Below are 19,837 nucleotides of genomic sequence, written 5' to 3'. Positions count from 1 at the left end.
GGTCATCCTGCCAGGGGTGCCGCAGGGCGGGTGCGGTTCACTGGAGCGGTGAGCACCCTCCTCGTCACCGCGCACCCCGACCGCGACTCCCTCACCGCCGCCCTCGCCCGGCGGCTGCGGGAGGAGCTCGGCCCCGACGGAGTGGAGACGGCCGACCTCGACGCCGAGGGCTTCGACCCGCGGTTCGGCGCGGCCGACCGGGACCGCTACCGCGGTGTCGGCCCGGTTCCCGACGACGTCCTCCGTGAGCAGCGCCGGGTCGACGGCGTCGACCACCTCGTGCTCGTCTTCCCCGTCTACTGGTGGTCGATGCCCGCGCTGCTGAAGGGCTGGATCGACCGCGTCTTCCTCGCCGGCTGGGCCTTCGACATCGACCCCGTCCACGGCACGCAGCGCAGGCTCGGCGCTCTGAACGTCCACCTCGTCCTCGTCGCGGGGGACTCCGCCGGGACGTACGAGCGGCACGGCTACGAGCAGGCGCTGCTGACGCAGATCCAGCACGGGATCATCGACTACTGCGGGGCCCGGCGCGGCGGGGCCGTCTTCGTCCACGAGTCCGAGCGCGAGGACGACGCGAGCCGCAGGGCGGCGGTCGAGGACGCGGTCGAGCGGACCGTGGAGGCGATCAGGGCTGATCCGCCTGCAGCGCTCCGGTGACGAGGGCCTGCACGAGGGTGTCGGCGTCGTAGTCCGGATCGTGGGCGGCGCCGATGCAGAGGTTGCCGATGCCCTTGAGGAGCATGTAGCCGCTGAGACTCGACGCCGGGATCCGGGCGGGTCGTGCCGCCTCGAGCAGGTCGCCGCAGACGGGGACGAGCCGCTCCACGAAGTAGGCGTGCAGGGCGTCGGATCCGGCGCTGTCGCCCTGGAGCGCACCGGCGAGGCCGTGCTTGGTCACCAGGAGGTCGACGAAGTGGGCGACCCAGGCCCTGAGGGCTGCCTCCGGGGTCGCGCTGTCGGCGAGCAGCCGTGGGCCCGCCTCCGCGCAGGCCTCGACCTGGTGGCGGTAGACGGCGACCACGAGCTCCGAGCGGGTCGGGAAGTGCCGGTAGATCGTCCCCATGCCGACGCCGGCCTCCGCCGCGATCTCGCGGACCGGCGCGTCCACGCCGGAGGCCACGAACACCGTCGCCGCGGCGGCGAGCAGTGCGTCGCGACTCGTCCGCGGTCGGCCGGGCGTGCGGGGCACACTGTCGCTCATCGGTTCTCCTTGCTTTTCGGAGCGGCGCTCCGTAATGTCTCCGAGCGCAGCTCCACCACGTTCCGGAGCAGCGCTCCGCAATGTTCCGGAGCAGTGCTCCGACGATTGTGCCAGAGCGCCGCCCCCAGGAAGGACCCTCGTGCCCACTCCGCTCCTCGACTCCCTCGACCGCGTCGTCGGACCCGGCGCCCCCGTCGTCTCCCTCGCTCCGGTCGCGCTCGACGCCCCCGGCCGCCCGGTCCCGCTCGAGGTCCGCGTCTCGGCCCCGACGACGGGGTCGGATCTGCCCGTCGTGCTGTTCTCGCACGGCAACGGCTGGAACCTCGACGGCTACGCCCCGCTGACCGCCTTCTGGGCGTCCCGCGGCTTCGTCGTGATCCAGCCCACCCATCTCGACTCCCGCCGCAACGGCTTCGGCTTCGACCACCCGGTCTTCCCGAGCATCTGGACGGAGCGGATCGCCGATCTGACCCGCTCCCTCGACCGACTCGACACCCTCGAGGCGGCCGTCCCCGGCCTCGCCGGACGGATCGACCGCGCCCGGATCGCCGTGGCCGGCCACTCCTGGGGCGGGCAGACCGCGCAGGCACTCCTCGGCGCCCGCGTCCTCGACGACGACGGCACCGCCGGAGCCGACCTCTCGGACGAGCGGGTCCGCGCCGGGATCCTGCTCGCGGCGACCGGGCTCGCCGGGGACGACCTCGCGCCGTTCGCCCGCGAGCGCTTCCCCTTCCTGCGGCCCTCGTTCGCCGAGCTGACCACACCGACCCTGGTCGTCGCGGGCGACCGCGACCAGTCGCGGATGTCGCGGCGCGGCCCGGACTGGTTCACCGACGCCTTCACGCACAGCCCCGGCGCCTCCGACCTGCTGACCCTCCACGGTGCGGAGCACTCGCTCGGCGGGATCGTCGGGGACTCGGTGGCGGAGACGACCGACGCGGACCCCGGGCGCGTCGCCGCGCTGCAGCGGCTGAGCACCGCCTATCTCCGCACCGCGCTCGGCGTCGATCCGCGGAGCTGGGGCGCCGCGCGGGACGCCTTCCGACACCACGGGGCCGCCCTCGGCCGGATCGACGGGAAGTAGCGGCTGCGGTCGACCCCCGGTGAGCACCGCCCGATGCGCGCGGTCCGCACGGCCGAGCGCGACCCCTCTCGATCCGTCGCGAATGCCCCGTCGTCGAGGGGTGGACGGGCCGTTCGCGACGGATGAGCGGAGCGGGTCCTGCCGTCAGCGCGGGGCGCGCAGCCCGGCGAGCGGGCCGTCGTGCAGCGGCTCCGTCTCCCAGCGGACGCGGGCGGTGCGGTCGGGACCGAGCTCGACGTGCAGGCGGTGCGGGGTCTCGAGGAACACGACGTCGACCAGGACGCCGTCGCCCGAGGGTCCGGCGCTCGCCGCGAACGGCCCGTCGACGGTCCAGGCTCCTGCGCCGGGCGTCACCGTGAAGCGCTCGTCGCCCTCGGTCAGCGCGAGCGTCCAGCCGCCCTCGTCGGCCGTCACCTCGACGGCGTCGGGCCACGATCCGACCGGCGTGTAGCTCCCGGTCGCGGGGGAGGCGCCCTCGAGCGGGGGCAGGGCGAGCTCCGACAGCCGGTCGGCCAGTCGGGCGTCGGCCTCCGCCGTGGACCCTCGGCCGACGGCGGGGAGCAGGTGCTCCCAGGCGAGCGCGAGCAGCGTCTGCGTGTCCGAGGTCTGGCCGGTCAGCGCGATCACGAGCTCGTGCTCGGGCACGATCAGGCTGAACTGCCCGTACGCGCCGTCCGCGCGGTAGCCGTGCAGCGACCGCCAGAACTGGAAGCCGTAGCCCTGCTGCCAGTCCGGTCCGCCGTCCTCGTGGGTCGGGACGTGCGCGCGGGACGCCTCGGCGACCCATTCCGGCGAGAGGATCCGCCGGTCGCCCCAGCGCCCCTCCTGCAGGTACAGCAGTCCGAGCGCAGCTGCCGCCTCGGTGGTGGCGTGCAGCCCGCTGTAGCCGAGCTCGCGCCCCGAGTCGTCGCGATGCCAGGCGACCTCGCCGATGCCGAGCGGATCGAGCAGGCGCGGGCGCAGGTAGTCGGTCAGCGACTGCCCGCTCACGCGCTGCACGATCGCGGCGGCGGCGAAGGTGCAGGGCTGGTTGTAGGCGAAGACGCTGCCCGGCTCTTGCTCCGGCGGGAGGAGGAGGAAGCCGCGCACCAGGTCGACCGGATCCGTCTCCTCTGCGCGGTCGATCGTCTCGGCGGAGTGGCCGCTCGCCATCGCGAGGACGTGGCGGACGCGGATCGCACGCGAGCGCGGGTCGGTGATCTCGTCGTCGAGCTCGGGGAAGTACGAGAGGACGGTGGCGTCCAGGTCGACCAGGCCCTCGGCGACCGCGAGGCCGACGGCGGTCGCGGTGAAGCTCTTGCTCAGCGAGTAGAAGAGGTGCGGCCGCTCGGCCGAGTACGGCGCCCACCAGCCCTCGGCGACGACGTCGCCGCCCTGCACGACCATCAGGCCGTGCAGCTCGACGCCGGGAGCGGCCTCGACCCCTTCGACGAAGGCCAGCACTCCCTCGGCGTCGACGGAGCGGGCGGACGGGGTGCTTCTCGGCAGTGAGCGCGTCATCCTCCGATGCTACGACCGGCGCGGCGCCGCCTCCCCCCGGGGGCAGGTGGCGGCGCCGCCTAGGCGGTCGGCTCGGCGGGGAAGGGCCCGAGGCCGAGCAGGAAGCGGAGGATCGCGTCGGCCGGCACGCGCAGGGCGGGGCCGGAGCCGAGCTCCCACTCCGCGTCGGTCGGAGCGAGGGTGCGACCGCGGACGGCGGCGCGGATCGCGAGCGGCGCGCGCTGCAGGCGGTCCAGGGCCACCCCGCCGGTGATGCGGGAGGAGAGGGCGAGCGGCTCGGGGGAGAGGGCGAGCTCGACGCGGACGACCTCGACCAGCTCGGCGACCGAGCGGGGACCGGCGCCGGCGCGGCGAGCGGAGGCGAGAGCGGCCAGGGCCGGGGCGATCTCGGCGGCAGGGGGAGGGGAGGAGGCCTCGCGGGCGCCCATCCGCGTCGCGAGGCGCTGGCCGGTGCTGCTCGAGAGCCGCACGACGAGCTCTCCGAGCAGGGCGTCCCGGGAGACGGCACTGGCCGCCTCGCCCTCCGTGGTGGAGGGGGAGGCGGCCAGGACGGCGAGGCGGTCGAGCCTCTCGGCGACGAGGGGGCGCCAGTCATTGCTGACGCCCGTCTCGTCGACCGAGGGCCCGGTGCTCAGCGGCAGGAACCGCGACCAGTCGGGCACGACCGCAGGGCCTAGCGTCCGCCCGAGCGGCGCTTGTTGTAGACGTCGAAGGCGACCGCGAGCAGGAGCACGAGGCCCTTGACCGCCTGCTGCCACTCGATGCCGATGCCCATGATCGACATGCCGTTGTTCAGGACGCCGATGATGAGGCCACCGATGATCGCGCCGCCGATGGTGCCGACGCCGCCCTGGACCGCCGCGCCGCCGATGAAGGCGGCCGAGATGGCCTCGAGCTCGAAGCCGTCGCCCGCCTTCGGGCCGGCGAGGTTGAGTCGCGCGGTGAAGACGAGGCCGGCCAGCGCCGCGAGGACGCCCATGTTGACGAACAGCCAGAAGGTGACGTTGCGGGTCTTGATGCCGGACAGCTCCGCGGCGTGCAGGTTGCCGCCGATCGCGTAGACGTGGCGGCCGAAGACGGAGCGGTTCATGACCACGCCGTAGATCAGGACGAGCACGGCGAGCACGATCAGGGTGACCGGGATGCCCTTGAAGGTGGCCAGCGCGAAGGAGAAGGCCGCGATCACGACGGAGACGAGGACGAGCTTGGTGACGAACCAGGCGCCCGGCTCGACGCTCTGCGCGTACTTCTGGCGGCCGCGGCGGGTGCGCACGGACTGCACGGCGAAGGCGACGATCGCGAGCGCGCCGATGACGAGCGACAGCGGGTCGAGGTCGGTCTCGCCGAACAGGTCGGTGAGGAAGCCGTTGCCCAGCGCGCGGTACTCGGTCGGGAAGGAGCCGATGTTCGCGTTGCCGAGGACGACGAGCGCCAGGCCGCGGAAGATCAGCATGCCCGCCAGGGTCACGATGAACGCCGGGATCCCGACGTACGCGATCCAGAAGCCCTGCCACGCTCCGACCAGGGCGCCGATGAGGAGGGAGAGGATGATCGACAGCCACCACGGGAGACCCATGTTGACCGCGAAGACGCCCGAGATCGCTCCGACGAACGCCGCGACCGAGCCGACCGAGAGGTCGATGTGCCCGGCCACGATGACCATCACCATGCCGATGGCGAGGATCAGGATGTAGCCGTTCTGGACGATCAGGTTCGAGATGTTCTGGGGGCGGAGGAGGATTCCGCCGGTCATCACCTCGAACAGCAGCACCACCACGATGAGGGCGATGAAGATGCCGTTCTTGCCGAGGTCGCCCAGCACGTGGCTGAGGCGCTTCGTGAAGGCGTTCTCGGTGGGCTTCACCTGCGCACCGGCCGCGGTGGACGGTTCGTTCTGCAGATCGGTCATCGTTGCTTCTCCTGGGTCATGAGGGTGAGGACCGCCTCGGGCGTCGCCTCGGCGATGGGCAGCTCGCCCGTGATCCGGCCCTCCGACAGCGCGTAGACGCGGTCGCAGATGCCGAGCAGCTCCGGCAGCTCGGAGGAGATGACGATGATCCCCTTACCCTGCGCCGCGAGCCGGTTGATGATGGTGTAGATCTCGTACTTCGCACCCACGTCGATGCCGCGGGTGGGCTCGTCGAGGATGAGGACGTCCGGGTCGGAGTAGATCCACTTCGACAGGACGACCTTCTGCTGGTTGCCGCCGGAGAGCTTCCCGGTCTTGGCGAGCACGGTCGGCGACTTGATGTTCATGCTGCCGCGGTACTCGTTGGCGACCTCGAACTCGCGGTTGTCGTCGACGAGTCCGCCGCGGGCGACCTTGTCGAGCGACGCGAGCGAGATGTTCCGCTTGATGTCGTCGATGAGGTTGAGGCCGTAGTGCTTGCGGTCCTCGGTCGCGTAGGCGAGCCCGTGGGCGATCGCCTCCGAGACGTTGCGGATCTTGATCTCCTTGCCGGCCTTGAAGACCTGGCCGGAGATGCGGCTGCCGTAGGAGCGGCCGAAGAGGCTCATCGCGAACTCGGTGCGCCCGGCGCCCATGAGCCCGGCGATGCCGACGATCTCGCCGCGGTGGACCGACAGGTTGACCTTGTCCACCATGACGCGGGTCGGGTCCTGGGGGTGGTGGGCCGTCCAGTCGACCACGCGCAGGATCTCCTCGCCGATGTGCGGCGTGTGGTCCGGGTAGCGGTGGTCGAGGTCGCGGCCGACCATGTCCTTGATGATGCGGTCCTCGGTGACGTCGTCGTGAGCGATCGTCTCGATGGTCTTGCCGTCGCGGATGACCGTGACGGTGTCCGCGATCTTCTTGATCTCGTTCAGCTTGTGGCTGATGATGATCGACGTGATGCCCTGCTCCTTGAGGTGCAGGATCAGGTCGAGCAGGTGGTCCGAGTCCTCGTCGTTCAGGGCCGCGGTGGGCTCGTCGAGGATGAGCAGCTTGACCCGCTTCGAGAGCGCCTTCGCGATCTCGACGAGCTGCTGCTTGCCGACTCCGATCTCCATGATCTTGGTGGTCGGGTTCTCGCGCAGACCCACGCGGGCCAGCAGCGCCGCGGCCTCCTGGTTGGTCTTGTTCCAGTCGATCAGGCCGCCGAAGCCGCGCACCTCGTTGCCGAGGAAGATGTTCTCCGCGATGGAGAGGTAGGGGCTGAGGGCCAGCTCCTGGTGGATGATGACGATGCCCTTCGCCTCCGAGTCGCGGATGCTGGAGAACTGCATCACCTCGTCCTCGAAGACGATGTCGCCCTCGTAGGTGCCGTGCGGGTAGACGCCCGACAGGACCTTCATCAGCGTCGACTTGCCGGCGCCGTTCTCCCCGCAGATCGCGTGGACTTCGCCGCGCTGTGCGTTGAGCGTGACGTCCTGGAGCGCCTTCACGCCCGGGAACGTCTTGGTGATGCCGCGCATCTCGAGGATGTTCGAGGTCACGCCGCCTCCCTTCCTTCGTAGTGGGGGAGGGCGCCCAGTGGGCGCCCTCCCGGGGTGTTCCTTCTCGGGTGAGGAGAGAGGACTAGCCGTTCACTTCCGCGTCGGTGTAGTAGCCGCCGTCGACGAGGACGGACTGGATCTGGTCCTTGGTGACGATGACCGGCTCGAGCAGGAAGGACGGGACGACCTTCTTGCCGTTGTCGTAGGTGTCGGTGTCGTTGACCTCGGGCTCGGTGCCCTCGAGCACGGCCTGGGCCATCTTCACGGCCTCCTTGGCGAGCTCGCGGGTGTCCTTGTAGATGGTCGCGTACTGCTCGCCGGCGATGATCGCCTTGACGGAGTCGAGCTCGGCGTCCTGACCGGTGATGATCGGGAAGTCGGAGCCGACGGTGTAGCCGGCGTCGGTCAGAGCCGAGATGATGCCGCGGCTGAGGCCGTCGTAGGGCGAGAGGACGCCCTGGACCTTGGAGCCGTCGGAGTACGTCTTGGTGAGGATGTCCTCCATGCGGCTCTGGGCGACCTCGCCGTCCCAGCGGAGCGTGGCGACGGTGTTGAAGTCGGTCTCGCCGGACTTCACGACGAGCGTCTTGTCGTCGATGTACGGCTGGAGGGTGTCCATCGCGCCGTTGAAGAAGAACGTGGCGTTGTTGTCGTCGGGGCTGCCGGCGAACAGCTCGACGTTGAACGGGCCGGCGGGGGCGTCGGCGGCCTTCGCGCCGGTGAGGTCGGTGAGACCGAGGCCCGCGAGGAGCGAGGTGGCCTGCTGGACGCCCACCTTGTAGTTGTCGAACGTGGCGTAGTAGTCCACGTTCTCGGAGTCGCGGATGAGGCGGTCGTAGGCGATGACGGGGATGTCGTTGGCCTTGGCCTCCTCGAGCACGCTCGTGAGGGTGGTGCCGTCGATCGAGGCGACGATCAGGGCCTTGGCGCCCTTGGTGATCATGTTCTCGAGCTGCGAGACCTGGGTGGGGATGTCGTCCTCGGCGTACTGAAGGTCGACCTGGTAGCCGGCCTCCTCGAGCTGCGACTTGACGTTGTTGCCGTCAGCGATCCAGCGCTCGGACGACTTGGTCGGCATCGCGACGCCGACGAGGCCGCCGTCGCCGGATCCCGAGCCCGAGCCGCCACCGGTTCCGGAGGAGCAGGCGGCGAGGGAGAGGATCATCGCTCCGCCGGCGATGCCGGCGATGAGAGCGCGCTTCATTGTGGTCACTGTGATTCCTTCGTCATTGAATGCAGTGGATGCAGGGCCGCCCTCGGGATCGGGGCGGAGATGTGATGCCATGTGAGCGATCACATTGCGTCATGCTAGACCCGACGGCGCCGTTCGTGTCAACGCGCACGTCTCGACTCGGTAACGGGACACCCGCGGCGCGTCGTCCGCTCTCGGAGCGGTGCTGTCAAGGGTCCCCGGCCCCGGAAGGGAGCTGGAGCCGTCGGCGTTGCGTCCAGCACTGTCGAAAGGACGCACACCATGACGAAGACCTGGTTCATCACCGGCGCCTCGAAGGGCTTCGGCCGCGAGTGGGCCGAGGCGGCGCTCGAGCGCGGCGACTCGGTCGCCGGCACCGCCCGCCGGATCGAGACCCTCGACGCCCTCGTCGAGGAGTACCCCGACACGTTCCTCCCGCTGACCCTCGACGTGACCGACCGCGCGGCCGGCTTCGCCGCCGTGCAGGCCGCGGCCGAGCGGTTCGGCCGGCTGGACGTCGTGATCAACAACGCCGGCTACGGGCACTTCGGCATGATCGAGGAGCTCACCGAGGAGGAGGTCCGCGCGCAGCTCGAGACCAACGTCTTCGGCGCCCTCTGGGTCACCCAGGCCGCGCTGCCGATCCTCCGCGAGCAGGGCTCGGGCCACATCGTCCAGGTGTCGAGCATCGGCGGCATCAGCGCGTTCCCCTCGATCGGCGCGTACCACGCGTCGAAGTGGGCGCTCGAGGGCTTCACCCAGTCGCTGGCCGCCGAGGTCGCCGGCTTCGGGATCCACGTGACCCTCGTCGAGCCCGGCGGATACTCGACCGACTGGTCCGGTCCCTCCGCGTCGCGCAGCGAGCCGATCGCCGCGTACGACGAGGTCCGCGAGGCCGCGAGCCGACGCCCCTCCGCCGCTCAGCAGGGCGACCCGCGGGCCTCGCGCCTCGGGATCCTCGCGGTCGTGGACGCGGACGAGCCGCCGCTGCGGATCTTCTTCGGACGTGCGCCGCTGGGCATCGCGACGGCGGACTACGAGTCGCGCCTCGAGACCTGGAAGCGCTGGAACGACGTGTCGATCGCCGCTCACGGCGAGTGATCCCGGGCGGTCGCGGCGCGAGGGCGTCGCGGCCGCCGGTCAGCGCGAGGCGGTGACGCTCGCGCTCCGGGGGACGGCCGTGGATCCGCGGACGACCAGCTGCGGAGCGATCGGCGCCGCCTTCTCCGGCCGGTCGCCCTCGATCAGGCTGAGCAGCGCGGCCACGCACCGGCGTCCGAGCTCCACGAAGTCCTGGCGGACGCTGGTCAGCGGCGGCCAGTAGAACGCCGCCTCGGGGATGTCGTCGAAGCCGATGACGCTGACGTCCTCCGGCACGCGGACCCCGCGCTCGTGGAACGCGCTCATCAGTCCGAGTGCCATCTGGTCGTTCCCCGCGAACACCGCGGTGAAGTCGAGGAAGCGCGAGAGCTCGAGGCCCACGCGGTGGCCGCGCTCGGCGCTCCAGTCGCCGAGCAGCGGCGGGCGCAGCGGGATCGAGCGGTGGTCGAGCTCGGTGAGGTAGCCGCGCATCCGCGCCTCGGCCTCGATCCAGTCCTGCGGGCCGGCGAGGTGCACGATCTCGGTGTGCCCGAGGTCGATCAGGTGCCCGGTGGCGATGCGGGCGCCGGCCATCTGGTCGACGTAGAGCGCGTCGTCGCGGTCGTCCTCGCTCGTCTGCAGCGTCACGTGCGGGATGCGCAGCGCGACTCCGGAGAGGATGTCGAAGACGCGGATCTGCGGCGCGACGACCACGAGGCCCTCGACCGCCTGGTTGAGCAGATGCCGGATCCCGGCCTGTATCGACGCGCCGTCGGTGCCGTCGACGTTGGCCGTGACCACGAGGTAGCCCGCGTCGCGCGCCGCCACCTCGATGGCCTGGATGCTGGAGGCCGGACCGTACTGCAGGCTCTGCGAGGACAGCACGCCGACGGTGCGGGTGCGGCTGGTGACCAGTGCCCGTGCGGCGAGGTTGGGGCGGTAGTCGAGCTCGGCCATGACCTCGAGCACGCGCTTCTTCGTCTCGGCGCGGAGGCTCGGGTGGTCGTTCAGGACGCGGGAGACGGTCTGGTGCGAGACGCCGGCCGCGCGGGCGACGTCGTAGATGCTCGGCGCCCGCGACGCGGGCTTGTCTTCCGGCATCGGGCACCGCGGCTCTCTGTGATCGGCGCCTCCGACGCAGGACCGGGGCGCCCTCACGGGCGGCTCGCCCGTCCGCGGGCGCGTGTGAGCACACTTTACGTCCCTCGGCGCGGGGGCCTGCACACCGACGGAACCTCGACGGCTCGGGCGGGTGCCGCTCCCGGATCGGCCGGACGTTCCGGCACCGCTGGTGCGGGCGCGCCGGAACGACGCGATCCGCGCCTCCGCCCCGCGGTCGTCGCAGCGGGTGGTCGCCGCGGTCGGGTCAGCCGTCGAAGACCTCGGCCGAGGCGAAGGCCGCATCGGAGCGGAGCACGGCGACGAGGTCCGCGGGACAGTCCTCGAAGGCCGTCCTCTCCGGACCGGGAGGCGTGTGCGCTCGGAAGTCGACGACGAGTCCGTAGCAGGTGTAGACCTCGCTGGGACCGCTGAACCAGCCGCCCTCATCCTCCTCTCCGGGGATCGGACCGGACGCGAGGAAGAGCGAGAAGCGGGCCTCGCCGTCCGTGACGTCCTCGTCGTAGAGCACCACTCCGCCGTCCTCGAGCACCGAGGGATCGACCGACTCGGCCTCTCCGTTCCAGCGGGGGACGTCGATTCCCGAGAGATAGGCGGACGGGTCCTCGAGAGGCGGTGGATAAGCCTCCGGATTCAGGCCGTGGAGTATGCCGATCGTCTCGTCGAGCGACCGGTGGACACTCGTGCTGAGAGGATCCTCGACCGCGGCCATCTGCCGCCACAGCCTGCCGTCGATCCCGCTGTCGTGGCCGTGGTACTCCGTCGCGCACGCCGAGAGCGACGTGATCGACGCCATCACCGCCGCTGCTCTCCACGTTCTGCTGATCGACACCCGGCTCATCCTGCCCGACGCTCCTCGTCAGCGGGCGCGGAGGACCCGCGGGGCCCGGAGGAGGGCGACCGCCGAGAGGCCGAGGGCCAGGAGCTGAGCCAGAGCGACGGGCGCCGAGAGGAGGAGGGCCACGGCCGGGGCGGGCACGTTCCCTCCGCCGAGGGTGACCACGGCCGCGACCGCGAGGTAGCAGGCGTGGAGGGCCGCGCAGGCGAGGGAGACGCGCCACCACGTCGTCCAGCGGGCGAGGAGCGGCGGCAGCGCGATGAGTGCCCAGAGCGCGAGCCTCGGCAGGCCGAGGGCGGTGCCGTTCAGGAGGAGGTCGAGGAGCGCGATCGCGGCGAACGGGCCGGTGAGGACCGCCGCGCCCAGCTGCAGGAGCTTCGAGGGCAGCAGAAGGCTGGGGCGCATCGGACGGCCTGTGCGGGCGTCGTGCTGATCGAGTGCGGCGCGGGCGATCTCGACGGGATCGCCGAAGGAGCGCGCGAGCTCCGACTCGTCGCCCACGGCGTGCTCCGAGGCGTCCTCGAGCAGCTCGCGTCGCGACCGCCGCGGGAGGACCGCCAGTTCGCGGCGCAGCCGGGCGGTGTAGCCGCGGCCGGTCGTGTCCGTGGTGTGCGTCGTCATCAGTGCGTCTCCAGGAGGTCGTCGACGGTGGATCGGAACGGCGCCCAGGCCGCCCGGAACTCCTCGAGCCGCGCGCGGCCTGCGGGAGCGAGGGTGTAGTAGCGCCGCTGTCGTCCGAGGCTCGGATCGGTGAGCTCCGTCGAGACGAGTCCGCTGTCGCGCAGGCGTGAGAGCAGGGGGTAGAGGGTGCCCTCGCCGGCGAGCAGGCCCTTCTCGCTCAGGGTGAGCGCGAGGTCGCGTCCGTACTTCGCCTCGCCCGAGATCGCGGCCAGGACGCAGAACTCGACGACCCCCTTCCGGAGGTTCGTGAGGATCTTCTCCGCGTCCGTCGCCATGCGGACCACTATGCCTTGCGTTGCAAGGCCTGGCAATACCTAGTGTGCGGGAAGCGCGTCCTTCGGGGCGAGACGACCGCAGGGCGATCACAGGCGCCGCTCTGCGGTCCGGGGTACTTTCCTGCGTGTGAACGACAGCGACGAGAAGTTCGGGAGAGGCTGGCGCATCGATCTCGGCGAGCCGCCGGAGAGCGTGTCCGGCGATGTCGTCGACGCTCTCGATAAGGTGTCCGCGGAATTCGCGGCATTCCGGAGCGGGACTTCCGGCGAGGGCGGAGAAAGGGCCGCGGCCCTCCGCGGAGCCGCCCGACTCGGGGCCGGAGAGCACCGGCTCGCCGTCGCCTCGGGGCTGACGCGGGAAGGCGTCCGCGCCTTTCTCGCGGGGGGATGACAAGCCGTCGGAGAGGCGGTTCCCCCGTGCCTCGACAAGCCGGCGCCGAATGAAGAGAAAGGCCTCGAGAAGGCGCGGCATCCGGAGAGATCGGAGACGACGAATGGACGACGAGGAGTGGGCTCGGTACCTTCTCGCGAGGGAGCGCCGAGCACCGACGAATCAGGACGGCGCGACCGCGGAACGCCGTGACGCGATGGTGGCGGCCGTCCTGCGGGAGCTCGACGGGGTCGATCCGTACGGACTCGAGCCGGGTCGCGAGGACGGCGCTCCCCGCGACGAGTACGCGTCTGAGGCGGCCCCGATCGCGAGCATCCTCCTGCGCCGAGGACGGATCACCGGCGAGGAGCTCGACGCCGTCTGGCGGTTCTGGTTCGGCGAGCCGCTGAGCGCCCTGCTCGGCGACGGCTTCGCCCCGCTCTTGGCGCGGCTCGACCGGCTCGCTCCTCCCTCGGCGGAGGACTGACGGGCGTCGGGTTCCGGCGGCGGACCGGCCGCGATCCCGGCGTCCCGTATCGCTCCGCCCAGCTCCGCCTAGCTCCGCCTAGCTCCGCTCGCGGAAGAAGCGGATGAGCTCGCGCAGGGCCGGGAGCGTCGCGCTCTCGGCCTCGGCGTCGTCGAGGTCGTCGAAGGAGGTGCGGAGCCCGGCGGCGTCGGCGTCGGCGGCGGACTCGAACGCCATCGACCACTCCGGGAACAGCCGCTCCCGGATCGGCTCCTCGAGGAGGGTGCGCAGCTGCGCGTGGCGCTCGTCGGCGGCGATGACGGCCATCCGCTCGCGCAGGACCGCGTCCGGCCCCTCGAGCACCTGGAGGAATCGGCCGTCGCGGTGCAGGAGCATGCCGGTCAGGCCGAGGCGCCCGTTGTTCGCGCGGCACTGGGCGAGCAGCGCGGGGAGGTCGGCGTCCGTGAAGCCGGCGGAGGTGCGGCTGGAGTAGACGAGGGAGAGCATGGCGTCCGTTCCGGGTGGGGGAGGCGGGCGCCTCCGCTCCCAGTGGACCACCGACAGCGCCTCCCGCACGGCCACTTCCGCCGGCGGCGGCGGGCTGCTAGAGCTAGCCGACCGTGATCGGAGCGGCGGACGGACGGGTGCCCTGCCGCATCCAGACGAAGAAGCCGACCAGGGTGAACGCGCCGTAGAAGACGTACATCAGCCCCGACGCGTAGTAGCCGGCCGAGAACAGCAGCGGCACGCCGACCAGGTCGACGGCCACCCAGATGAGCCAGAACTCGGTCCAGCCCTTCGCCATGCCGTAGGTGGCGAGGACGGAGCCGACGAAGATCCACGCGTCGCTCCAGACGGGCTCGTAGGAGCCGAGCGCGCGGAATACGGGGGTCAGCACCGCGGTGCCGCCGACCATCCCGAGCACCAGCAGGCCGCGGGTGCGCCACGACGCCCAGCGCGGCTCGATCAGGGTGGCGGCGTCGTCGGGGCGGTGGGTCCACCGGTACCAGCCGTAGACGCTGACCAGGATGAACATCACCTGCCGCCCGGCCTGGCCGAGCAGGTTGACGGGGTTGGGAGTGCCGAACAGGGCGCCCATGAAGACCGTGAACAGCAGCACGTTGCCGATGAGGCCGACGGGCCAGGCCCAGGCCTTCCGCCGCATCCCGCCGAGGGCGCTGAGGAGCCCGAAGACGTTGCCGATGACCTCCCGCCAGAGGACGGTCTGCTCGCCGATGACGATCTGCGCGTCGAACAGCCAGTGCACGAGGTCCACGAGGCCTTCTTCCTGAGTCGGGATGCCGGGTGGTGCAACCCTGCCCCATCCCGGGCCATTCCCGCCGCGGGCTGATGAGGGCGCCGCGCTCGGACCACGCTGGATCCCGCTCCGGGGCGGGGAGCGCGACCGGCGCCCCGCTGTGCCGCCGCGACCGTAGGCTGGCGGGATGACGTCCCGGGTGCGACTCCTGCTGGCCTCGTCGCACCCCGGGCCGACCGTGACGGTCACCGTGCTGGCGACCGTGATCGCGGCGGCGTCCGGGCATCCGCTCGGGCAGGTCGTGCTGGTGGCGCTCGCCGTGCTGCTCGGGCAGCTCTCGATCGGGCTCGCGAACGACTGGATCGACGCCGACCGCGACCGCGCGGTGGGGCGCACCGACAAGCCGGTTGCGCAGGGGCTGATCGGCGTGGGCGCCGTCCGCACCGCCGCACTGGGGACGGCCGCGGCCGCCGTGGTGCTCTCGCTGCTGCTCGGACCGGTCGCCGCGGTCGCGCACCTGGTGCTGGTCGCCGCGGGCTGGGCCTACGACGCGGGGCTCAAGCGCACGGTCTGGTCGGTCGCTCCGTTCGTGGTCGCCTTCGGGCTGCTGCCGGTGGTGGCGGTCGCGGCGGGCGACGGCCGGCTCCCCGCCTGGTGGGCGATCGCGACCGGCGCCGTGTTCGGCGTCGCGATCCACTGCACGAACGTGCTCCCCGACCTGGTCGACGACGAGGCCACCGGGGTCCGCGGCTTCCCCCACCGCCTCGGCCTGCGGCTCTCCGGAGTCGTCGCCTTCGGGTCGCTGGTGGTCGCCGCGCTGCTCGTGCTCGTCGGACAGCTCGTCGGCGACCAGCCGGTGCGCGGGACGGGCGTGGTGCTCGCGGTGCTCGGGACCCTCGCGGTGGTCGTGCTCGCCGCGGCGGGCATCCGCCTGGTGCTGACCGGCCCGCCGACGCGCACCCTGTTCCGGCTGGTGATCGCGGCCTCGCTCGTGCTGGTGGTCGAGCTCGGGCTGGCGGGCGCGCGGCTGGTCGGCTGACCGGCCGCCCTCAGGACCAGCGCATCGCGTAGACGCGGGCGAGCAGGTCCGAGGTCGGCAGGGCGAGGGCGGTGCGGAGGAACGCCTCGCGGCCGCGGTGCGCGAGCGAGCCGAGCGGGCGTCCGAGGGCCATGTTCGCCTCCGCCTGCCGCGCCGCGCGCCGGGCCGCGGTGGTGCGCCGCCGGGCGAAGCCGGGCCAGGGGCCGGCCTCGCCGCGGCGCACGGCACCGGCCAGGAGCGGGGCGAGCTCGGCGGCGTCGAGCCAGCCGAGGTTCATGCCCTGCCCGCCGATCGGACTGATCTCGTGCGCGGCGTCGCCGATGAGCACGACGCGGCCGACGCCCATCCGCTCGGCCTCGCGGCGCCGCACCTGGAAGCCGCTGAGCATCGTGCAGGTCTCCGGGTCGGCGTCGGCGCCCGTCCGGTCGCGGACAGCGGCGGCCAGGGCGCGCGCAGCCTCCTGGTCGGGGGCCTCCTCGGGCCGCCAGGCGGGGGCGCCGAGGGAGCGGTCGGGGCCGCTCAGGGCGACGTACCGGCGCCGACCGCCCGGCAGGGGGAAGGACTCCACCACTCCGGCCGGGCCGACGTCGACCAGCGCGGTGCCGGTGAGACCGCCGGGCTCGGGGTCGGCGAAGTCGCCCATCACGTAGCGGTCCGGGTAGTCGCGGCCGGTGGTGCGGATCCCGAGCAGATCGCGGACGGTGCTCCGGGCGCCGTCGGCCCCCACGACGAAGGCGGCGCGGACGGAGACCGGCTCGCCGCCCGGTCCGATGCCGGTCGCCTCGACGGTGGAGCCGCGGCGGAGCAGGCCGGTCAGCGCGACCCCCGGGCGCAGCGCGTCCGGGGCCGCCGCCTCGAGGCGCTCGCGGAGGATCGCCTCGGTGCGGTGCTGGTCGAGGGTGACGACGTAGGGGTGCGTCGCGGAGGCGCGCGCGAACGAGAGCGTGCCGAGGGTGCGGCCCCGGCTGCGCGCGACGCCCTCGCGGACCCGGGTGGCCTCGGCCAGCACGGGAGCATCGGCGCCGATCGCGGCGAACGCGTCGAGCGACGGCGGATGGATGCCGATCGCCCGCGAGCCGCGCGGCACCGAGGAGCGCCGCTCCCACACCTGCACGTCCACTCCGGCCCGCGCCAGGAGCGCGCCGAGCAGGAGTCCGACCGGACCGCCGCCGACCACGAGCACGTCCGTCTCCGCTGTCACGGGTCGAGCCTAGGGAGCGGCGGCGCGGCGGGCGAGGGGGTGCGCTCGACCGCCGCGCGTGCTCAGGGTGCGAGCGGAGGCGTCAGAGCGCGTCGACGGCGGCGAGGATCTCCTCGGTCTCCGTGCGCGTCGTGTAGTCGACGTGCACGTCCGCCGTGCGGACGATCCGGTCGACGTCGACGACCAGGACGGTCGGGTACGGGACGGCCGGGGTGTCGTCGGCGTTGCTGTCCTTCACGGCGAAGCCGAGCGCGGTGTGCGCCTCCTGCGCCTCGCCGCTGGGGGCGGTGACGATGCCGAGAGCGCTCGCGAGCGTGTTGCCGGGGTCGGAGACGACGGTGAAGCCCAGGTCGCCGTTCGCGACCGCCGCGCGCGACCCGTCGGGGGTCTGCGGGCTGATCGCGACGAGGGCGACTCCGCGCGACGCGAGCTCGGGGGCGAGGGTCTCGTTGTAGTGCTTGAGCGTGATGTTGCAGTACGGGCACCAGGCTCCGCGGTAGAAGACGAGGACGGCCGGGCCCGCGCCGAGGACGTCCGCGAGGTCGACGGTGTCGCCGTCGACGGTCACGACGGAGGCGGCGGGGAGCGCGTCGCCGGCGGTGACGGCTCCGCTCGGGGCGCCGGCGGCGACGAGGTCGTCGCGCTCGCCGGAGAAGACGGCGGCGAGCTCGGGGCCGACCGTCTCGTCGAAGCCGACGGTGAACTCGTCGAGCTGGGTGCGGACGGAGGTGCTGGTCATCGGAAGTCCTTCGGTCGTGACGGTCGTGGTCCCCCGTCCGGGAGCCTAGGCACGCGGGGGACCGGGCGCCGGGCGCCCGTCACGCGGCGTCACACGACGGCCGACGCATGTCGGCCGGCGTGCGTGGGGCCCGGCCCCGTCGCTCCGTCAGTCCGGGGCGACGACCAGCTCGCCGCCGGCGGAGCGCGAGACGCACGGCATGATCCAGCGGTCCTGCTCCTCGGGGGTCAGCACCAGGTCGCGGTGCTCCGCCGTCCCGCCGACGAGGCGCAGGCGGCAGGTGCCGCACGTGCCCGACTCGCAGGAGGAGTCGACGTCGATCCCGGAGGAGCGGAGCGCGGTGAGGAGCGAGCGGTCGGCCGGGACCTCCACGACGGCTCCGGTCGGCTCCCAGACGGCGGCGAAGGGGACGGCCCGGTCGCCGACGGCGTCGACGCCCGCGAAGTCCTCGACGTGGATCCGGCTCGGGCGCCAGTGCATCGTGAGGGCGAGGACCTCGTCGATCAGCGCGGACGGACCGCAGCAGTAGATCCGGGCGTCGTCGTCGGGCTCGGCGACGAGCGGCCAGAGGTCGAGCCGGCCGTGGATCGCACTGTGGTGCACGAGGGAGCCGTCGGCGGAGAACTCGTCGAGCCACGCGGTGTCCTCGGGGGTGCGGCTGAGGTAGACGACCTGCACGGCCGATCCCTGCGCCCGGAGCTCGGCGGCCATCGCGCGGATCGGGGTGACCCCGATCCCGCCCGCGATCAGGAGGTAGCGGGCGGCGGGCCGGAGGGCGAAGGTGTTCGCGGGCGGCGCGGAGGAGAGGACATCGCCGACGCGGACGTCGTCGTGGAGGCTCCGCGATCCGCCCCGACCCCCGGGCTCGCGGCGCACCGCGATCGCGTAGTGCGACGGCTCCGCGGATCCCGGCTCGACGAGGCTGTAGCTGCGGCGCTCGCCGGAGGGGGTCGTGAGCGTGAGGTGCGCGCCGGCGGAGTAGCCGGGCAGCGGGGCGCCGTCCTCGCTCCGCAGCACGAAGCGGGTGACGGCCGGGGTGAGCGCCTCGCGCTCGGCCACCACGAGCCGCAGCTCAGCCACGGAGCACCAGCTCGTCGCCCACGCCGAGCGTGCCGCCGTCGAGGACCTCCGCGTAGACGCCGAGGAGCTCGTGGCCGTAGGTCTCGTGCAGCAGGCGCGGGACGGGCAGGTCGCGCCGACCGGTGCCCGGCTCGACCTCGGTCGCGGCGCACCGCTCGGTGGCCTTCCTGATCCGCAGCCGCAGCCCGCCCGCGGTGAGCTCGCGCCCGAGCAGCTCGAGCTCGCTCCACGCGGGCAGCCCCTCGAGGTGGATGTTCCCGCGGAACCGCAGCGGATCGACGCTCCGGCCGGTGCGCTCGGCGAAATCGCGGACGCTCGCCAGGTTGATCAGCGAGACGTACTCCATCTCGACATCGGAGTTGTGGGCCGTATCGGTGTAGCGGCGCCCCGCGTCCTGGGCGATCACGGGCTCGAAGCCGGGCGGCAGGTCGAGCACGCGGGCGGCGAAGGAGCGCAGTGCGGCCCGGCCGTCCTCCGCGCCGAGGTCGGCGGAGAGGACCCGGTGGCCGCGGACGTCGACGGTGAGCACTCCGCTGTCGGGGTCGAGGTGCGTGGTCAGGCCGGCGAGGCGCGCCTCGGCGACGAGCACGAAGTACTCGCGCTTGGAGATGCCGTGCCGCATGCCGGGCCGGTAGGCGCCGCCGGGGCGGGCGAGGGCGATCGTGCGGTCGAAGGGGACGCCGCGGCCGGCGGTGAGCTCGACGCGGGGGAGCGGCTGCGGGGTCAAGCCCTTCACCGGGTAGACGAAGAGGCCGTCCACGCGTGTCGTCATGCCCCCATCCTGGCGCATCGCCGGGGAGCCGGCAGGGCCGTCGCGGCGCAGGGGAGCGCGAGGGGCCGTGCGGATTTCGCGAGGGCGGATGGAGGGATCCGCTCCGCGGGCCTCGTCAGTACTGGAGTGAGAGGCCGACCAGGGGAGGGACGACGAGCGCGCCCAGCTCGACGATCGCGACGCTCGCGCCGACGCCGAGCGTGACGGCCGAGAGCAGCCGGGCGCGGTCCTTCCGCGCGACGCCGATGACGCCGACGATCGCGGTCGCCGTCGCGAGCACGAGCATCGTGACCCCGAGGGCGGCGAAGAGCGCCCCGATCTGCGTGGTGTCGAAGCCGCCCTGGAACGCGAGGACCGGGATGGCCGTGGTGAGCGCGGTCCGCCCGATCTGCGCGAGGACGAGGACGATCGCGAGGACGAGGCCGACGATGCCGACGACGTCGCGGGGCCGGGGCTGGGGGGCGGTCGGAGTCGCGCTGACGGCAGTGCTCGGCCGCTGGCTGTTCC

General features: G+C 72.7%; 23 protein-coding genes. 6 read left to right on the top strand and 17 right to left on the bottom strand.

What is annotated here, in order from left to right:
• Window positions 1–48 precede the first annotated feature (48 nt).
• Window positions 49–657: an NAD(P)H-dependent oxidoreductase gene (locus C5D50_RS15845; RefSeq protein WP_104283948.1), complete on the top strand. Its 609-nt coding sequence runs from the start codon at window positions 49–51 to the stop codon at window positions 655–657.
• Here the strand turns inward: C5D50_RS15845 and C5D50_RS15840 are convergent.
• Window positions 626–1,201 (bottom strand): TetR/AcrR family transcriptional regulator, encoded by a 576-nt coding sequence (locus C5D50_RS15840; protein ID WP_104283947.1) that lies wholly within the window; start codon window positions 1,199–1,201, stop codon window positions 626–628. The genes C5D50_RS15845 and C5D50_RS15840 overlap by 32 nt on opposite strands.
• Window positions 1,202–1,340: 139 nt before the next feature.
• Between C5D50_RS15840 and C5D50_RS15835 the strand changes: the two genes are divergently transcribed.
• The gene (locus C5D50_RS15835; RefSeq protein WP_258069653.1) at window positions 1,341–2,285 is read left to right on the top strand and encodes a chlorophyllase; all 945 of its coding nucleotides are present in this window, start codon (window positions 1,341–1,343) and stop codon (window positions 2,283–2,285) included.
• A gap of 144 nt (window positions 2,286–2,429) precedes the next feature.
• On the opposite strand, the gene C5D50_RS15830 is transcribed toward C5D50_RS15835, so the two are convergent.
• The 5 genes from C5D50_RS15830 to chvE form a co-directional block, all read right to left on the bottom strand.
• Window positions 2,430–3,785, bottom strand: a complete 1,356-nt coding sequence (locus C5D50_RS15830) for a serine hydrolase (protein WP_104250919.1) — start codon at window positions 3,783–3,785, stop codon at window positions 2,430–2,432.
• Window positions 3,786–3,844: 59 nt separating this feature from the next.
• A complete protein-coding gene (locus C5D50_RS15825) occupies window positions 3,845–4,447 on the bottom strand; it encodes a hypothetical protein (RefSeq protein WP_104234507.1) in 603 nt (200 codons plus the stop codon).
• An 11-nt stretch (window positions 4,448–4,458) separates the two neighbouring features.
• Window positions 4,459–5,694: a multiple monosaccharide ABC transporter permease gene (mmsB, locus tag C5D50_RS15820; protein WP_104227395.1), complete on the bottom strand. Its 1,236-nt coding sequence runs from the start codon at window positions 5,692–5,694 to the stop codon at window positions 4,459–4,461.
• The gene (mmsA, locus tag C5D50_RS15815; protein WP_104256398.1) at window positions 5,691–7,220 is read right to left on the bottom strand and encodes a multiple monosaccharide ABC transporter ATP-binding protein; all 1,530 of its coding nucleotides are present in this window, start codon (window positions 7,218–7,220) and stop codon (window positions 5,691–5,693) included. Before mmsA ends, mmsB begins: the two co-directional genes overlap by 4 nt.
• An 82-nt stretch (window positions 7,221–7,302) precedes the next feature.
• Window positions 7,303–8,424 (bottom strand): multiple monosaccharide ABC transporter substrate-binding protein, encoded by a 1,122-nt coding sequence (chvE, locus tag C5D50_RS15810; protein ID WP_104224984.1) that lies wholly within the window; start codon window positions 8,422–8,424, stop codon window positions 7,303–7,305.
• Window positions 8,425–8,694: 270 nt separating this feature from the next.
• Between chvE and C5D50_RS15805 the strand changes: the two genes are divergently transcribed.
• A complete protein-coding gene (locus tag C5D50_RS15805; protein WP_104256397.1) occupies window positions 8,695–9,513 on the top strand; it encodes an SDR family oxidoreductase in 819 nt (272 codons plus the stop codon).
• 39 nt (window positions 9,514–9,552) lie between these two features.
• On the opposite strand, the gene C5D50_RS15800 is transcribed toward C5D50_RS15805, so the two are convergent.
• From C5D50_RS15800 to C5D50_RS15785, 4 genes are all read right to left on the bottom strand, one after another.
• Window positions 9,553–10,593 (bottom strand): LacI family DNA-binding transcriptional regulator, encoded by a 1,041-nt coding sequence (locus tag C5D50_RS15800; protein ID WP_104224986.1) that lies wholly within the window; start codon window positions 10,591–10,593, stop codon window positions 9,553–9,555.
• A gap of 265 nt (window positions 10,594–10,858) precedes the next feature.
• The gene (locus C5D50_RS15795; protein WP_146086945.1) at window positions 10,859–11,443 is read right to left on the bottom strand and encodes a hypothetical protein; all 585 of its coding nucleotides are present in this window, start codon (window positions 11,441–11,443) and stop codon (window positions 10,859–10,861) included.
• Window positions 11,444–11,470: 27 nt separating this feature from the next.
• Complete coding sequence (locus C5D50_RS15790) at window positions 11,471–12,070, bottom strand: hypothetical protein (RefSeq protein WP_104283944.1); 600 nt, start codon at window positions 12,068–12,070, stop codon at window positions 11,471–11,473.
• Window positions 12,070–12,405 (bottom strand): PadR family transcriptional regulator, encoded by a 336-nt coding sequence (locus tag C5D50_RS15785; RefSeq protein WP_104283943.1) that lies wholly within the window; start codon window positions 12,403–12,405, stop codon window positions 12,070–12,072. The genes C5D50_RS15790 and C5D50_RS15785 overlap by 1 nt, the downstream gene beginning before the upstream one ends.
• A 127-nt stretch (window positions 12,406–12,532) precedes the next feature.
• Here C5D50_RS15785 and C5D50_RS15780 point away from each other — a divergent pair, with 127 nt between their 5' ends.
• Both C5D50_RS15780 and C5D50_RS15775 read left to right on the top strand, forming a co-directional pair.
• A complete protein-coding gene (locus C5D50_RS15780) occupies window positions 12,533–12,796 on the top strand; it encodes a hypothetical protein (RefSeq protein WP_104283942.1) in 264 nt (87 codons plus the stop codon).
• A gap of 196 nt (window positions 12,797–12,992) precedes the next feature.
• Window positions 12,993–13,262 carry a hypothetical protein gene (locus tag C5D50_RS15775; protein ID WP_146086944.1) on the top strand — a complete coding sequence of 90 codons (270 nt, stop codon included), beginning with the start codon at window positions 12,993–12,995 and terminating at the stop codon, window positions 13,260–13,262.
• A 78-nt stretch (window positions 13,263–13,340) separates the two neighbouring features.
• On the opposite strand, the gene C5D50_RS15770 is transcribed toward C5D50_RS15775, so the two are convergent.
• Together C5D50_RS15770 and pnuC are read right to left on the bottom strand one after the other, a co-directional pair.
• Window positions 13,341–13,748 (bottom strand): BLUF domain-containing protein, encoded by a 408-nt coding sequence (locus C5D50_RS15770; protein WP_104283940.1) that lies wholly within the window; start codon window positions 13,746–13,748, stop codon window positions 13,341–13,343.
• A gap of 103 nt (window positions 13,749–13,851) precedes the next feature.
• Window positions 13,852–14,517 (bottom strand): nicotinamide riboside transporter PnuC, encoded by a 666-nt coding sequence (gene pnuC, locus C5D50_RS15765; RefSeq protein WP_104283939.1) that lies wholly within the window; start codon window positions 14,515–14,517, stop codon window positions 13,852–13,854.
• Window positions 14,518–14,686: 169 nt separating this feature from the next.
• On the opposite strand from pnuC, the gene C5D50_RS15760 reads away from it, so the two are divergent.
• The gene (locus C5D50_RS15760) at window positions 14,687–15,538 is read left to right on the top strand and encodes a UbiA family prenyltransferase (RefSeq protein WP_104283938.1); all 852 of its coding nucleotides are present in this window, start codon (window positions 14,687–14,689) and stop codon (window positions 15,536–15,538) included.
• A gap of 10 nt (window positions 15,539–15,548) precedes the next feature.
• Here C5D50_RS15760 and C5D50_RS15755 read toward each other — a convergent pair whose 3' ends face one another.
• The 5 genes from C5D50_RS15755 to C5D50_RS16640 all read right to left on the bottom strand — a co-directional run.
• On the bottom strand, window positions 15,549–16,739 hold the full coding sequence (locus tag C5D50_RS15755; protein ID WP_104283937.1) for an NAD(P)/FAD-dependent oxidoreductase: 1,191 nt from the start codon (window positions 16,737–16,739) through the stop codon (window positions 15,549–15,551).
• An 82-nt stretch (window positions 16,740–16,821) separates the two neighbouring features.
• Window positions 16,822–17,478 (bottom strand): peroxiredoxin-like family protein, encoded by a 657-nt coding sequence (locus tag C5D50_RS15750; RefSeq protein WP_104283936.1) that lies wholly within the window; start codon window positions 17,476–17,478, stop codon window positions 16,822–16,824.
• Between the two features lie 147 nt (window positions 17,479–17,625).
• Window positions 17,626–18,558 (bottom strand): PDR/VanB family oxidoreductase, encoded by a 933-nt coding sequence (locus tag C5D50_RS15745; protein WP_104283935.1) that lies wholly within the window; start codon window positions 18,556–18,558, stop codon window positions 17,626–17,628.
• A complete protein-coding gene (locus C5D50_RS15740) occupies window positions 18,551–19,330 on the bottom strand; it encodes an MOSC domain-containing protein (protein ID WP_181137367.1) in 780 nt (259 codons plus the stop codon). Before C5D50_RS15740 ends, C5D50_RS15745 begins: the two co-directional genes overlap by 8 nt.
• 115 nt (window positions 19,331–19,445) lie before the next feature.
• On the bottom strand, window positions 19,446–19,837 hold a 392-nt coding region (locus C5D50_RS16640), incomplete at its 5' end, for a hypothetical protein (protein ID WP_181137366.1).

Source organism: Rathayibacter sp. RFBD1 (genome assembly GCF_002932915.1).
GTDB lineage: Bacteria > Actinomycetota > Actinomycetes > Actinomycetales > Microbacteriaceae > Rathayibacter.
This window is presented reverse-complemented; position numbering and strand designations above follow the sequence as displayed.

Coding starts and splice junctions, on each gene's coding strand:
- C5D50_RS15840 (WP_104283947.1), bottom strand. CDS start 1,201: ATGAGCGACAGTGTGCCCCGCACGCCCGGCCGACCGCGGACGAGTCGC.
- C5D50_RS15830 (WP_104250919.1), bottom strand. CDS start 3,785: ATGACGCGCTCACTGCCGAGAAGCACCCCGTCCGCCCGCTCCGTCGAC.
- mmsB (WP_104227395.1), bottom strand. CDS start 5,694: ATGACCGATCTGCAGAACGAACCGTCCACCGCGGCCGGTGCGCAGGTG.
- chvE (WP_104224984.1), bottom strand. CDS start 8,424: ATGAAGCGCGCTCTCATCGCCGGCATCGCCGGCGGAGCGATGATCCTC.
- C5D50_RS15805 (WP_104256397.1), top strand. CDS start 8,695: ATGACGAAGACCTGGTTCATCACCGGCGCCTCGAAGGGCTTCGGCCGC.
- C5D50_RS15800 (WP_104224986.1), bottom strand. CDS start 10,593: ATGCCGGAAGACAAGCCCGCGTCGCGGGCGCCGAGCATCTACGACGTC.
- C5D50_RS15790 (WP_104283944.1), bottom strand. CDS start 12,070: ATGACGACGCACACCACGGACACGACCGGCCGCGGCTACACCGCCCGG.
- C5D50_RS15785 (WP_104283943.1), bottom strand. CDS start 12,405: ATGGCGACGGACGCGGAGAAGATCCTCACGAACCTCCGGAAGGGGGTC.
- C5D50_RS15775 (WP_146086944.1), top strand. CDS start 12,993: ATGGTGGCGGCCGTCCTGCGGGAGCTCGACGGGGTCGATCCGTACGGA.
- C5D50_RS15770 (WP_104283940.1), bottom strand. CDS start 13,748: ATGCTCTCCCTCGTCTACTCCAGCCGCACCTCCGCCGGCTTCACGGAC.
- C5D50_RS15760 (WP_104283938.1), top strand. CDS start 14,687: ATGACGTCCCGGGTGCGACTCCTGCTGGCCTCGTCGCACCCCGGGCCG.
- C5D50_RS15750 (WP_104283936.1), bottom strand. CDS start 17,478: ATGACCAGCACCTCCGTCCGCACCCAGCTCGACGAGTTCACCGTCGGC.
- C5D50_RS15740 (WP_181137367.1), bottom strand. CDS start 19,330: ATGACGACACGCGTGGACGGCCTCTTCGTCTACCCGGTGAAGGGCTTG.